Below are 12,827 nucleotides of genomic sequence, written 5' to 3'. Positions count from 1 at the left end.
TGTGTCCGCGTATGACAGGCGAAATGAACATCCTCCCGCTGCCGCCCACCGTGCCGGCGAGCGCTCGCCCGCAGATGGGTGAACTGCTCAAGCTGCTGACACCGGTCGAAGGCTTGATCGGCGCGGGACAAAGCGCCAAGGCCGAGGTGTTGTCGCTCAAGCAGGCTGATCAGACCTTTGAATTGCTGCTCAAAGTGACCCTCGACAGCGGTCGCCAGACCACCGTGCAGGCCAGCAGCAACCTGCCGTTGCCACAGGGCACCAACCTGGCGATCACTCAGCCCTCGGCCGGCAATCTGGCGATCACCGTACAACAAGCGATTGCCAGCAGCGTCGCCACCCTGACCCGCATCGATACCGCGCAATTGCCCGCCGGCACCCTGCTGCAAGGCAAAGTCGTGACCTCGCAGGCCCTGCCGCAGACGCCGGGGCAAGCGGCGGTATTTCGCTCGATGGTCACCCTGCTCAACACCGCATTGAGCGGCAGCACTTTGACCGTCGACAGCCCGCAACCGCTGCGCATCGGCACCTTGTTGTCGGCGCAGGTGCAGGATGCGCAAACCCTCAAATTCGTGCCGCTGAGCAGCCGCCAGGAACAACTGGCGGTGAGTCAGCAATTGCTCGGTCAGCAAAGTCGTCAGGGCTCGCTCGATGGTCTGCTGAAGATGTTGCAGAACCTGCCGCCATCCAGCGATCAGACTTCGGCCGATCTGCGCACGGTGGTCGACAAGCTGCTTGCCAGCCTGCCGGACGTGCAACAAATGAGCACCGCCAAAGGCGTGGCGCTGGCCTTGGCCAACAGCGGCGCGTTCCTCGAAGCGAAATTGCTCGGCGGACAAAACCCGACTCTCACCCCGGACATGAAAGCCGACCTGCTCAAGCTGATCGCGCAACTGACCCCGGGCCTGCCGAGCAACACCAATTTCAATGCGATCATCGCCGCCAATACCCTGGCGCAAGCGCTGCCGAGTTTCGTCCGGAACGCCCTCGGCACCCTCGGCCAGGTCAGCGCCAAACCGGTGCCGAGCAGCTTCCCGTTGCCCGAACGACTGCTGGCGAAACTCGAAGGCGAAGGTGATCTCGAACAACTGCTGCGCCTCGCCGCCGCAGCGGTGTCGCGTCTGCAAAGCCATCAGTTGTCGAGCCTGGAACAGACCGGCGTCACCGACGATGGCCGCCTGCTCAGCACCTGGCAGCTGGAAATCCCCATGCGCAACCTGCAAGACATCGTGCCGTTGCAGGTCAAGTTTCAGCGTGAAGAAGCGCCGGAGCGCGAGCCGCAGCCCCACGAGCGCCGCGATGAGCGCGAAGCCAAACAGCAACTGTGGCGCGTCGATCTGGCCTTCGATCTGGAACCGCTCGGGCCAATGCAGATTCAGGCGCAACTGATCGCCGGCAGCCTGTCCAGTCAGCTGTGGGCCGAGCGGCCGTACACCGCCGACCTGATCGAGAACAACCTGTTCGCCCTGCGCCAGCGCTTGCTCGATTCCGGGCTCAACGTCGGCGACCTCGACTGCCACCACGGCACCCCGCCGCAAGGCAACCAAACCCGCCTCGAACACCGCTGGGTCGACGAAACCGCATGAACGATTCCACCGCCCCACGCCAGGCCATCGCCCTCAAATACGACGGCAACCACGCCCCGACCCTCACCGCCAAGGGCGACGAAGAACTGGCCGAAGAAATCCTGCGTATCGCTCGCGATTACGAAGTGCCGATCTACGAGAACGCCGAACTGGTGCGCCTGCTGGCGCGGATGGAACTGGGCGACAGCATTCCCGAAGAGCTCTATCGCACCATCGCCGAGATCATCGCGTTTGCCTGGAATCTGAAGGGCAAATTCCCCGAAGGACAAGACCCGAACGCGCCGATGGTCGAGAAGGACATCACCGCGCGCGGGGATGACTACTGAGCCGCAGTCGCAGTCTCTTCTGCGCCCTGCCATATACCGTTTGTCGCTACTGTCAGGTCTGACAGTAGCGCATGCCCGATCCCGCAGCGCTTGATTACGGACCAGACCTGACCAGGTTGCCCGCAGGTCCACAATCTTGAGGGATTGATTCCATGCCAAACGAGAAAGATGAATTGCCCCTGAAGATAAACGCTGAAGGCGGACTGCTGGTCATGGGCGCACGCGGCAATCGGGGTGGTCTTGGCAACTTCTACACGCGCAGCTGGCGACTTGTAGCGCTGGACGCCTCAACGCTCAAACCGTTGAACGTCACGTGGCAGTATGTTGGAGACAAGCAGCCAGCCACTGGTAGCGAATTTTTCGATGTCCGGCCTTATGAGGAACTGGTCGTCTGGTCGGGCAAGAAACGGATAACCCTGAACCCGTCAAACATTATCGGTACATCATTCGCCCTGTGCGCTGTTTTGGACAGCCGGGCAGTCCATGCATGGGGTCACGTCGATGGCGGCGGCACTTTGCCGGAACCGGTAAGAGAAGCGCACGACGTCGTAGAGTTGTCGGCGGGGATGAGAGCCTTTGCGATTCGGCGCGCGCAAGGCAATGTCCTCGCTTGGGGACTTCAGCCCAGCGGGACCGTCCCCGAAGATATCGCACAGCTGAATACGGTTGTCGCGGTGTCGGGAAGCACTTATGTTTTCGTAGCCCTTCTTGAATCGCGCAAGCTTGTCGCATGGGGCATGCCCGAGATGGGAGGCGCACTTCCGCCCGAAATCGCCGATTTGACCGATATCATGCAAGCGTCGGGTGGCCAGTATGGTTTCGCCGCGCTGCGCAGCACTGGCAACGTCGTCTGTTGGGGCTATCATGACCATTCAGCGCAGTTGCCGGACGGTATCGCGTTGCTCACCGACATAACCAGACTGGCTTGCTCGACTCATGCTTTCGCAGTGCTGAGCGACAATGGCCAAGTGCGCGCATGGGGGCATGAATCGCTTGGAGGCCAAGTGCCGTCGGACATCGCAGCGCTTAGAGATATCGTCGACCTGGCCAGTAACAGCTCAGCCTTTGCAGCACGCAGAAGCAATGGCGCACTGGTCGTATGGGGACATATGCCGGCCATGCCAGAAGAGATTGCCAGTCGCAACGACATCGTCCACGTCATAGGCTCCGGATCCGGATTTGTCGTGCTGTGCGGGGATGGCTCAGTGCACGCTTGGGCTACCCTCCCCAGCGATATCGTTAACATTCCGCCAGACATTCGCCAGTTGAGAGACATTGTCGCCATTAATGCCAACCAAGACGCGGTCGTAGCATTGCGCAGCAACGGCGTGGCAGTTGCGTGGGGAAGAGAGAACGGCGGCGGCGATACCAGCGCAGTTGCCCATTTGCTCACTGACGTTCGTGCTGTGTACGGAGGAGGCGATACCTTCGTGGCACTCAGGGCAGATCGTCGGGTAGTGGCTTGGGGCAACGCCGACTTCGGCGGTAACGGTGAGCAGAAAGCCCTGTATCAACTGATCAGTTACACAAAAACTCCGGCGAGCTGATCCGGACAACTGCGGATCGCTATGCCTGCGATGCAATCGAGAAAAAAGATCGCAGCCTTCGACACCGCTTACACGAGATTTATGCAGGCGCTGCCTCCGATGCGATCTTTTGATCTTGCTTGCCGCTTGAAGCTTGAAGCCCCTAGCTGCCCTTGTGCAACTTGCGCATCAACTCCGCCTCAGCCTGGGTCAAGCCGCACGACTGAGTCAGTTCATCGACGCTGGCGCCCATGCCCACCAGTTTCGCCGCTTGGGCGAATGACAGGCTCGACGGGTCGCGTTGTTCCAGTGCAACGATCTTGTCCGGCAACGGGCTTACCACCGCGCGCAACTCGTGCAGGGCCTCGCCCATGCGCACGTTGCCGTTCTGGTAATCGTCGACGCGTTTGGCCAGTTCCTTGATGCGCTGATCACGCAGCGCATCACCCTGGGCCTGCTGTGCAGCGATCACTCGCTGCGCCTTGATGTACGAGACGAACATCGCCAGCGTGCCGGCCCAGAACAGGAACAGAACAATTACCGCAACCTCGAGAATCAAATCAGATGCTCTCCAGTTCCGACCATTCTTCTTCGCTCATCATCTTGTCCAGCTCGACCAGAATCAGCAGTTCGTTGTTCTTGTTGCACACGCCCTGAATGAACTTGGCCGATTCTTCGTTACCGACGTTCGGCGCGGTTTCGATTTCCGACTGACGCAGGTAAACCACTTCGGCCACGCTGTCGACCATGATGCCAACGACTTGCTTGTCGGCTTCGATGATGACGATACGGGTGTTGTCGCTGATCTCGCCGCTGTGCAGGCCGAAGCGCTGACGGGTGTCGATCACGGTGACCACGTTACCGCGCAGGTTGATGATGCCCAGCACGTAGCTTGGCGCACCCGGTACCGGCGCGATCTCGGTGTAGCGCAGCACTTCCTGCACGCGCATCACGTTGATGCCGTAGGTTTCGTTATCCAGTTTGAAGGTCACCCATTGCAGGATCGGATCTTCAGAACCTTTTGCATTCGACGCCTGACTACTCATACCCTGACCCCTCGAAAAAACCGCCCCGGGCGGTGTGTGTTCTGTGTGGTGGCATTGGAAAATGCCATCGCCTGATTGTTATGTCGGCTGCTATGTCGGTTTATGTAGCGGCTTGTTGCCACTCAAGTGCTTTGCCCCGCCGCTGGCGATCAACTCGGCCAGTGCGGATACGTCAAGCAATGCACACATGTGCTCGATCACGGTGCCGGCGAGCCATGGCCGCTGACCCCGGTGACTTCTCCATTTGATTTCATTCGGGTCCAGGCGCAACGAGCGGCTGACCTGATGCACCGCCAGCCCCCACTCGTAACCTTGTACCGAAATCACGTATTGCAGGCCCTGCCGGAAGTCATCGCGGTAACGGTCCGGCATGACCCACCGCGCGGTGTCCAGAACTTTCAGGTTGCCAGCCTGGCTCGGCAGAATGCCGAGGAACCACTCCGGCTGACCAAACAGCGGCGTCAGCTCGTGGCCGGCCAGCGAATAGATCGAGCCGAGGCACACCAGCGGCACCGCCAGGGTCAGCCCGGCAACGTCGAACAGCAAGCATTCGAAAGCATCGGCAGCCCAGGCCGGACGGCCATCGGGTTCGACCGGTGGCGGCGGGTTGTTCGGTGGCAGATGCACTTCGACCAGCGGCGGGACCAGCACCTTCGGCTCCGCAATCTGCGGCGCGGGTTCTGGCTCCGGCTCGGGTTCCGGCACGGTCAATAATTGTGTTTGCAGCAGCGGCGCCAAGGTCGACAGCGGCGCGCGCGGTTCGTCGATCAGCGCGACTGGCGCCTTGGCCACGGGGGCAGCAGCGGGCGCGGTAATCGGAGCGACGGATTTCTGCGCGTCGCGGGCCTGCTCCTCCAGCACCGCTGCCTGGAACTCGTCCATGGCCTCGGTGCTTTCCACCACTTCAGGCTGCGCCTGTTCGACGACTGGCGGCGGCGCTTCGACCGGCGCAGGCAAGTCCTCTGGCAGGTCGAGCAACAGGTCTTCCAGATAGGACTGCAAGGCCTGTTGCGGACGTGACGTGAGTTTCACTGGGCGGTTCATCGGTGATCAACGCCAGGCAGGGAAACCGCGTCGTCTGCTTCGCGAGCAGGCTCGCTCCCACAGGGTTCGGGCAAGCGAATAAAGATCATGCTCAGGCCACCTGCGGAACAAGTTGCTGCGCGAGCAGGTGCTTGAGCAGTGCGCGGTAGGCCAGCACGCCACGGCTCTTGCCGTCGAATTGCGAAGGCGTGACGCCCGCCCGGCTGGCGTCGCGCAGACGGGTATCGACCGGGATGTAGCCGTGCCAGATGTCTTCGGGAAATTTGTCACGCAGCACACGCAAGGTGCCCATCGACGCCTGCGTGCGGCGGTCGAACAAAGTCGGCACGATGCTGAACGGCAACGGTTGTTTGCGCGAACGATTGATCATCGCCAGGGTGTTGACCATGCGCTCCAGACCTTTCACGGCCAAGTGCTCGGTCTGCACCGGGATCACCAGTTGCTGGCTCGCCGCGAGGGCGTTGACCATCAGCACACCGAGCAACGGCGGGCTGTCGATGATCGCGTAATCGAAGTCCTGCCACAATTGCGCCAGACTCTTGGCGATCACCAGGCCCAAGCCACTCTGCCCCGGCGACTGCCGCTCAAGGGTGGCCAGTGCAGTGCTCGATGGCAGCAGGGAAATGCGCTCGTCGCTGGTCGACAACAGCAACTGCCCCGGCAGGCCTTGCGGCACGCTGCCCTTGTGCAGAAACAGATCGTAGTTGCTGTGTTCCAGGCTGTCGGGGTCATAGCCGAAATAGCTGGTCATCGAGCCGTGCGGGTCCAGATCGACCACAACCACGCGCTTGCCCGCCTCGGCCAGCAATCCGGCTAAAGCGATGGAGGATGTGGTTTTACCGACACCACCCTTTTGATTGGCGACTGCCCAGACTCTCATTCAGTTCGTTCCTCCCGGCCAGGTTGATTGGCCGAGACATGCTTCAGCGTGTTAATGCGGGCGACGGAGAATTGACGGCACTCTCGCGTCCCGGCGTCTTGACCGGGGTCGGTGCAGTTTGTGTGCCAGCGCGCTTCAACGCCGCGTCCGGTTGCGCATTGGCGGTTCCGGTGCCCGTCAGGCTGCGGCGCACATCAAGATTGCGCGACACCACCAGCACCACGCGACGGTTCTTCGCCCGGCCTTCGACCGTGGCGTTGTTGGCCACCGGCTGGAATTCGCCGTAGCCCACCGACGCCAGTCGCCCAGGGTTTACGCCCTGCATGGCGAGCATCCGCACGATGCTCGCCGAGCGCGCCGAGGACAGTTCCCAGTTGGTCGGGTACTGCGCGGTGCGGATCGGTTGATCGTCGGTGAAGCCTTCGACGTGGATCGGGTTATCGAACGGTTTGAGGATCGCCGCGACCTTGTCGATGATGTTGAACGCGATGTCGCTCGGCATGGCGTCGCCGCTGCCAAACAACAGGCTGGAATTGAGCTCGATCTCGACCCACAACTCGTTGCCGCGCACGGTCATCTGGTTGGAGCTGATCAAATCACCGAAGGCGGCACTGATGTCATCGGCGATGCTTTTCAGTGGATCGCTGGCCCCGGAAATACCGGCGTCGACCTGTTCGGCATCCTTGACCAGCGGCTTGGCCGGGGTCACGGTTTTCGGTCGTTCGTCGCCGATCGGAATCGGCTTGAGCGAGCGATCGGAGTCGGTAAACACGCCGATCAGCGCTTCGGAAATGACTTTGTATTTGCCTTCGTTGATCGACGAGATCGAGTACATCACCACGAAAAACGCGAACAGCAAAGTGATGAAATCCGCGTAAGACACGAGCCAGCGCTCGTGATTGACGTGTTCTTCCTGGTGGCGACGACGAGCCATGAGGTTATTCCCTTAGTCCATGAAGCCTTGCAGCTTCAACTCAATGGAACGAGGGTTTTCACCTTCGGCGATCGACAGAATTCCTTCCAGCAACATTTCGCGATAACGCGACTGCCGCAACGCGATGGACTTGAGCTTGGCCGCGACCGGCAAGAGGATCAGGTTGGCACTGGCCACGCCATAGATGGTCGCGACGAACGCCACGGCAATGCCGTTACCCAGTTGCGACGGATCAGCGAGGTTGCCCATCACGTGAATCAGGCCCATCACCGCACCGATGATGCCGATGGTCGGCGCGTAGCCGCCCATGCTTTCGAACACCTTGGCCGCTTCGATATCGCGGGATTCCTGAGTGTAGAAATCCACTTCGAGAATGCTGCGAATGGCTTCCGGCTCGGCGCCGTCGACCAGCAGTTGCAGACCCTTGCGCGAATAGCTGTCAGGTTCGGCGTCGGCCACGCCTTCGAGGCCAAGCAAGCCTTCCTTGCGCGCCGTCAGGCTCCAATTGACCACGCGGTCGATGCCGCCGGCCAGGTCGACACGCGGCGGAAAGAAGATCCAGCCGAGAATCTGCATGGCGCGCTTGAACGCACTCATCGGCGATTGCAGCAGCGCAGCACCGACCGTGCCGCCCAGCACGATCAGCGCTGCCGGGCCGTTGGCCAGCGCGCCGAGGTGACCGCCTTCAAGGTAGTTGCCGCCGATGATGGCGACGAACGCCATGATGAGGCCGATTAGGCTGAGAACATCCATCAGATACACGCCTCGACGATGTGCTTGCCGATGTCGTCCAGACCATACACCGCGTCAGCAAGATCGGCTTTGACGATGGCCATCGGCATGCCGTAGATCACGCAGCTAGCTTCGTCCTGCGCCCACACCGAACTGCCGCCCTGCTTGAGCAGACGCGCGCCTTCGCGGCCGTCGGCGCCCATGCCGGTCAGCACCACTGCCAGAACTTTGTCGCCGTAAGACTTGGCTGCAGAACCGAAGGTAATGTCCACGCACGGCTTGTAATTCAGACGTTCGTCACCCGGCAAAATCTTCACCGCGCCACGGCCGTCGATCATCATCTGCTTGCCACCCGGCGCCAGCAGCGCCAGGCCCGGACGCAGGATGTCGCCATCCTCGGCTTCCTTGACGCTGATGCGGCAGAGCTTGTCGAGACGCTCGGCAAACGCCTTGGTGAACGCCGCCGGCATGTGCTGGATCAGCACGATCGGCGCCGGGAAGTTCGCCGGCAACTGCGTCAGTACGCGTTGCAGCGCGACCGGGCCACCCGTCGAGGTGCCGATGGCAACCAGTTTGTAGGCTTTGCGTTTCGGAGCCGGCGACGAAGCGCTGGCAGCGGATGCACGGGCAGGCGCAGGCGCAGGTGCCGGACGTGCCGGGACAGGGCTGCTGTGGCTCGTGTGGCTGCCGTAGCTCGACGCTGCCGGAGCAGGCGTCGGCGCTGGCGCAGCGGCGGCAGCCGGCGCGCTGTAGGCACTGAAACGACGGTTACTGCGCGAGATGCTGTGGACTTTCTCACACAGCAACTGCTTGACCTTTTCGGGGTTGCGCGAGATGTCTTCGAAATTCTTCGGCAGGAAATCCACCGCGCCGGCGTCCAGCGCATCGAGGGTTACCCGCGCGCCTTCATGCGTAAGCGAGGAGAACATCAACACCGGGGTCGGGCAGCGCTGCATGATGTGCCGCACTGCCGTGATGCCGTCCATCATCGGCATCTCGTAGTCCATGGTGATCACGTCAGGCTTGAGGGCCATGGCCTGATCGATCGCCTCTTTACCGTTGGTGGCCGTGCCGACCACCTGGATGCTCGGATCCGCCGAAAGAATTTCCGAGACGCGGCGGCGGAAAAAACCCGAATCGTCCACCACCAGGACTTTGACTGCCATAAACACTCCATTAGGTGCAGCGGCGCGTCATCGCGCCGCCGCCCCGGATTCAAATACGCTTTGTGGCGTAACGCTTGAGCATGCTTGGAACATCGAGAATCAGCGCAATGCGGCCGTCACCGGTGATGGTAGCGCCGGACATGCCCGGAGTTCCCTGGAGCATTTTGCCCAGTGGCTTGATGACCACTTCTTCCTGGCCGACCAGTTGATCGACGACGAAGCCGATGCGCTGAGTGCCCACCGAAAGAATCACCACATGGCCTTCGCGCTGCTCTTCGTGAGCGGCGGAGCTCACCAGCCAGCGCTTGAGGTAGAACAATGGCAGCGCCTTGTCGCGCACGATCACCACTTCCTGACCGTCGACGACGTTGGTGGTCGACAGGTCGAGGTGGAAGATTTCGTTGACGTTGACCAGCGGGAACGCGAACGCCTGATTGCCGAGCATGACCATCAGCGTCGGCATGATCGCCAGGGTCAGCGGCACCTTGATGACGATCTTCGAACCCTGGCCCTTGGTCGAGTAGATGTTGATCGAACCGTTGAGCTGGGAAATCTTGGTCTTCACCACGTCCATGCCGACACCACGGCCGGACACGTCGGAGATCTCGGTCTTGGTCGAGAAACCCGGGGCGAAAATCAGGTTGTAGCATTCGGTATCGCTCAGGCGATCGGCGGCGTCCTTGTCCATCACACCGCGTTTTACCGCGATCGAACGCAGGACGTTCGGGTCCATGCCTTTGCCGTCGTCGGAGATCGACAGCAGGATATGGTCGCCTTCCTGCTCGGCCGCCAGCACCACGCGACCGCCACGGGCCTTGCCCGATGCTTCGCGTTCTTCCGGCGACTCGATGCCGTGGTCGACAGCGTTGCGCACCAAGTGGACCAGCGGGTCGGCCAGAGCCTCGACAAGGTTTTTGTCGAGGTCGGTTTCTTCGCCCACCAGTTCCAGGTTGATCTCTTTCTTGAGCTGACGTGCGAGGTCGCGAACCAGACGCGGGAAGCGCCCGAAGACCTTCTTGATCGGCTGCATCCGCGTTTTCATCACGGCGGTCTGCAGGTCAGCGGTGACCACGTCGAGGTTCGACACAGCCTTGGACATGGCTTCGTCGCCGCTGTTGAGGCCCAGACGCACCAGACGGTTACGCACCAGCACCAGCTCACCGACCATGTTCATGATCTCGTCGAGCCGCGCGGTGTCGACGCGCACGGTGGTTTCCGCTTCGCTGGCCGGCTTTTCTGCCGGGGCAGCAGCTGGCGCGCGGGCCGGAGCCGGTGCAGCAGCGGCGGCCGGTTTCGGCGCCTCGGCTTTCGGTTCAGGCTTGGCGGCAGGCTTCGGCGCAGCAGCGGCAGCCGGAGCTTTCGCCGCTGGCGTGGCGACGCTCGACACGGAGCCGGCAGTCGCAGCGCTGGCGTCAAACTTGCCTTTGCCGTGCAGTTCGTCGAGCAGCGATTCGAATTCGTGATCGCTGATCAGGTCACTGCCGGCCGCAGCGGCTGCCGGTGCAGCAGGTGCTGACGGGGCCGAAGCGATGGCCGATTCCAGCGCGTCAACGGCGAAGTTGCCCTTGCCGTGCAACTGATCGAGCAAGGCTTCGAATTCGTCGTCGGTGATGTCCGAGCTGTCACCCGCAGCAGGCGCGGCCGGAGCAGCCGGCGCTGCTGGTGCCGCCGGAGCGACCGCATCGACAGCAAACTGGCCCTTGCCGTGCAGCTGATCGAGCAGCGATTCAAATTCGGCGTCGGTGATTTCATCGCTGGCCGCCGTGTCGGCAACCGGCGCGGGCGCCACAGCAGCGGCCGGAGCCTCAGCCTGGGCCTTGACGGCATTCAGCGAGTCCAGCAGTTGTTCGAATTCGTTATCGGTGATGTCGTCCGAGGAGTCGCTTTCAACGACCAGTTCTTCGATCATCTCGGCAACCGGCGAAGCCGGGGCTTCATCCGCCGATTGCGGTTCGGCCAGACGCGCCAGCGCGGCCAACAGTTCCGGCGTGGCAGCGGTGATCGGTGCACGCTCACGGACTTCACTGAACATGCTGTTCACCGCGTCCAGTGCTTCGAGCACAACGTCCATAAGTTCTGCATCAACGCGACGCTCACCCTTGCGCAGGATGTCGAAAACGTTTTCGGCGATGTGACAGCACTCCACCAGCTCATTGAGCTGAAGGAAGCCGGCGCCCCCTTTTACAGTGTGGAAACCGCGAAAAATTGCATTGAGCAGATCTGCATCATCCGGGCGGCTTTCCAGCTCGACCAGTTGTTCGGACAGTTGCTCAAGAATCTCGCCGGCCTCAACCAGGAAATCCTGAAGGATCTCTTCATCGGCGCCGAAGCTCATTAATGGGGTGCTCCTACAGGTCTAAAAACCCAAAAAACCCGAATTCCGAAACTCTAGAATCCAAGGCTGGATAACAAATCGTCCACATCGTCCTGACCGGACACAACGTCTTCTCGTTTATCGGCATGAATCTGCGGACCTTCACCCTGCGAGAGATGTTTTTGTGGATCTTTTTCAGCAAGCATTGCGGCGCGGTCATGTTCGATGCCCGCAAAGCGGTCGACCTGACTGGCCATGAGCACGAGTTTGAGCAGATTGCTTTCGACTTCGGTGACCAGTTGGGTCACACGCTTGATCACTTGACCTGTGAGGTCCTGGTAATCCTGAGCCAGCAGGATGTCGTTGAGGTTGCTCGACACCGCACGGTTGTCCGTGCTGCTGCGTGACAGAAAACCGTCGACCCGGCGCGCCAGTTCACGGAACTCTTCAGCCCCGACCTCGCGACGCATGAAGCGGCCCCAATCGGCGCTCAACGTCTGCGCTTCATCAGCCAGACTGTTGACCACCGGGGTGGCGCTTTCCACCAGATCCATGGTGCGGTTGGCCGCGGCTTCCGTCAGCTTGACCACATAGCCCAGGCGTTCGGTGGCGTCGGTGATTTGCGACACTTCCTCGGCCTGCGGCATGTGCGGATCGATCTGGAAATTGACGATCGCACTGTGCAGTTCACGTGTGAGCTTGCCCACTTCCTGATACAGGCCGCGGTCACGGGTCTGATTGAGCTCATGGATCAGTTGCACCGCGTCGCCGAACTTGCCTTTTTCAAGGCTCTCGACCAGTTCGACCGCGTGTTTTTTCAGGGTCGATTCGAAATCGCCCTGTGATGATTCGTTATGCTCCATAGCTCCCCCGCGCATTCATCAGCCGATGCGTTCGAAAATCTTCTCGATTTTGTCTTTCAACGCTTGAGCCGTGAAAGGTTTGACTACGTAACCGTTCACACCGGCCTGAGCGGCCTCGATGATCTGCTCGCGCTTGGCTTCAGCAGTCACCATCAACACCGGGAGGTGCTTGAGTTTTTCATCGGCGCGCACGTGACGCAGCAGGTCGATACCGGTCATGCCCGGCATGTTCCAGTCCGTTACCAGAAAGTCGATGCTGCCGCTGTTGAGCACCGGAATGGCAGTGGTGCCATCGTCGGCCTCGACGGTGTTGGTGAACCCAAGATCGCGCAGCAGGTTCTTGATGATCCGCCGCATCGTTGAGAAGTCATCAACGATGAGGATTTTCATGTCTTTGTTCAATTCGACCT

The 12,827-nt window shown here is 61.0% G+C and carries 13 protein-coding genes; 3 read left to right on the top strand and 10 right to left on the bottom strand.

Annotated elements, in window-relative coordinates; genetic code table 11:
• Nucleotides 1–11: 11 nt before the first annotated feature.
• From fliK to ACZ9BE_RS05270, 3 genes are all read left to right on the top strand, one after another.
• Nucleotides 12–1,586 carry a flagellar hook-length control protein FliK gene (gene fliK / locus ACZ9BE_RS05280; RefSeq protein WP_095180730.1) on the top strand — a complete coding sequence of 525 codons (1,575 nt, stop codon included), beginning with the start codon at nt 12–14 and terminating at the stop codon, nt 1,584–1,586.
• On the top strand, nt 1,583–1,912 hold the full coding sequence (locus tag ACZ9BE_RS05275; protein ID WP_041479625.1) for an EscU/YscU/HrcU family type III secretion system export apparatus switch protein: 330 nt from the start codon (nt 1,583–1,585) through the stop codon (nt 1,910–1,912). The genes fliK and ACZ9BE_RS05275 overlap by 4 nt, the downstream gene beginning before the upstream one ends.
• 152 nt (nt 1,913–2,064) lie before the next feature.
• Entirely contained in the window at nt 2,065–3,459 is a 1,395-nt protein-coding gene (locus ACZ9BE_RS05270) for an RCC1 domain-containing protein (protein ID WP_476248991.1), read from the top strand.
• Between the two features lie 142 nt (nt 3,460–3,601).
• On the opposite strand, the gene ACZ9BE_RS05265 is transcribed toward ACZ9BE_RS05270, so the two are convergent.
• The 10 genes from ACZ9BE_RS05265 to ACZ9BE_RS05220 form a co-directional block, all read right to left on the bottom strand.
• Entirely contained in the window at nt 3,602–3,997 is a 396-nt protein-coding gene (locus ACZ9BE_RS05265; RefSeq protein ID WP_016771049.1) for a DUF2802 domain-containing protein, read from the bottom strand.
• A 1-nt stretch (nt 3,998) separates the two neighbouring features.
• Nucleotides 3,999–4,484 (bottom strand): chemotaxis protein CheW, encoded by a 486-nt coding sequence (locus ACZ9BE_RS05260; protein WP_016771050.1) that lies wholly within the window; start codon nt 4,482–4,484, stop codon nt 3,999–4,001.
• A 90-nt stretch (nt 4,485–4,574) separates the two neighbouring features.
• Nucleotides 4,575–5,528, bottom strand: a complete 954-nt coding sequence (locus ACZ9BE_RS05255; RefSeq protein ID WP_476248990.1) for a CheW domain-containing protein — start codon at nt 5,526–5,528, stop codon at nt 4,575–4,577.
• A gap of 91 nt (nt 5,529–5,619) precedes the next feature.
• Nucleotides 5,620–6,408 (bottom strand): ParA family protein, encoded by a 789-nt coding sequence (locus tag ACZ9BE_RS05250; RefSeq protein ID WP_039763606.1) that lies wholly within the window; start codon nt 6,406–6,408, stop codon nt 5,620–5,622.
• Nucleotides 6,409–6,451: 43 nt separating this feature from the next.
• Nucleotides 6,452–7,342 (bottom strand): flagellar motor protein MotD, encoded by an 891-nt coding sequence (gene motD / locus ACZ9BE_RS05245; RefSeq protein ID WP_016771054.1) that lies wholly within the window; start codon nt 7,340–7,342, stop codon nt 6,452–6,454.
• Between the two features lie 12 nt (nt 7,343–7,354).
• Nucleotides 7,355–8,095, bottom strand: coding sequence for a flagellar motor protein (locus tag ACZ9BE_RS05240; RefSeq protein ID WP_016771055.1), 741 nt, complete (start codon nt 8,093–8,095; stop codon nt 7,355–7,357).
• Nucleotides 8,095–9,240, bottom strand: a complete 1,146-nt coding sequence (locus ACZ9BE_RS05235) for a protein-glutamate methylesterase/protein-glutamine glutaminase (RefSeq protein WP_476248989.1) — start codon at nt 9,238–9,240, stop codon at nt 8,095–8,097. Before ACZ9BE_RS05235 ends, ACZ9BE_RS05240 begins: the two co-directional genes overlap by 1 nt.
• 49 nt (nt 9,241–9,289) lie before the next feature.
• A complete protein-coding gene (locus tag ACZ9BE_RS05230) occupies nt 9,290–11,575 on the bottom strand; it encodes a chemotaxis protein CheA (RefSeq protein WP_236169671.1) in 2,286 nt (761 codons plus the stop codon).
• 53 nt (nt 11,576–11,628) lie between these two features.
• On the bottom strand, nt 11,629–12,417 hold the full coding sequence (locus tag ACZ9BE_RS05225; protein WP_016771058.1) for a protein phosphatase CheZ: 789 nt from the start codon (nt 12,415–12,417) through the stop codon (nt 11,629–11,631).
• An 18-nt stretch (nt 12,418–12,435) separates the two neighbouring features.
• Nucleotides 12,436–12,807: a chemotaxis response regulator CheY gene (locus tag ACZ9BE_RS05220; RefSeq protein WP_024012118.1), complete on the bottom strand. Its 372-nt coding sequence runs from the start codon at nt 12,805–12,807 to the stop codon at nt 12,436–12,438.
• Nucleotides 12,808–12,827 lie beyond the last annotated feature (20 nt).

The organism is Pseudomonas sp. TE9122 (genome assembly GCF_056278925.1).
The sequence above is the reverse complement of the archived record's forward strand: the minus strand, read 5'-3'. Positions and strand labels throughout refer to the sequence as shown.

Bases quoted from the DNA above. Each gene is read 5' to 3' on its own strand.
- ACZ9BE_RS05240 (WP_016771055.1), bottom strand. From the start codon at position 8,095: ATGGATGTTCTCAGCCTAATCGGCCTCATCATGGCGTTCGTCGCCATC.
- ACZ9BE_RS05225 (WP_016771058.1), bottom strand. From the start codon at position 12,417: ATGGAGCATAACGAATCATCACAGGGCGATTTCGAATCGACCCTGAAA.
- ACZ9BE_RS05250 (WP_039763606.1), bottom strand. From the start codon at position 6,408: ATGAGAGTCTGGGCAGTCGCCAATCAAAAGGGTGGTGTCGGTAAAACC.
- fliK (WP_095180730.1), top strand. From the start codon at position 12: ATGACAGGCGAAATGAACATCCTCCCGCTGCCGCCCACCGTGCCGGCG.
- ACZ9BE_RS05275 (WP_041479625.1), top strand. From the start codon at position 1,583: ATGAACGATTCCACCGCCCCACGCCAGGCCATCGCCCTCAAATACGAC.
- ACZ9BE_RS05260 (WP_016771050.1), bottom strand. From the start codon at position 4,484: ATGAGTAGTCAGGCGTCGAATGCAAAAGGTTCTGAAGATCCGATCCTG.
- motD (WP_016771054.1), bottom strand. From the start codon at position 7,342: ATGGCTCGTCGTCGCCACCAGGAAGAACACGTCAATCACGAGCGCTGG.
- ACZ9BE_RS05255 (WP_476248990.1), bottom strand. From the start codon at position 5,528: ATGAACCGCCCAGTGAAACTCACGTCACGTCCGCAACAGGCCTTGCAG.
- ACZ9BE_RS05270 (WP_476248991.1), top strand. From the start codon at position 2,065: ATGCCAAACGAGAAAGATGAATTGCCCCTGAAGATAAACGCTGAAGGC.
- ACZ9BE_RS05235 (WP_476248989.1), bottom strand. From the start codon at position 9,240: ATGGCAGTCAAAGTCCTGGTGGTGGACGATTCGGGTTTTTTCCGCCGC.
- ACZ9BE_RS05220 (WP_024012118.1), bottom strand. From the start codon at position 12,807: ATGAAAATCCTCATCGTTGATGACTTCTCAACGATGCGGCGGATCATC.
- ACZ9BE_RS05230 (WP_236169671.1), bottom strand. From the start codon at position 11,575: ATGAGCTTCGGCGCCGATGAAGAGATCCTTCAGGATTTCCTGGTTGAG.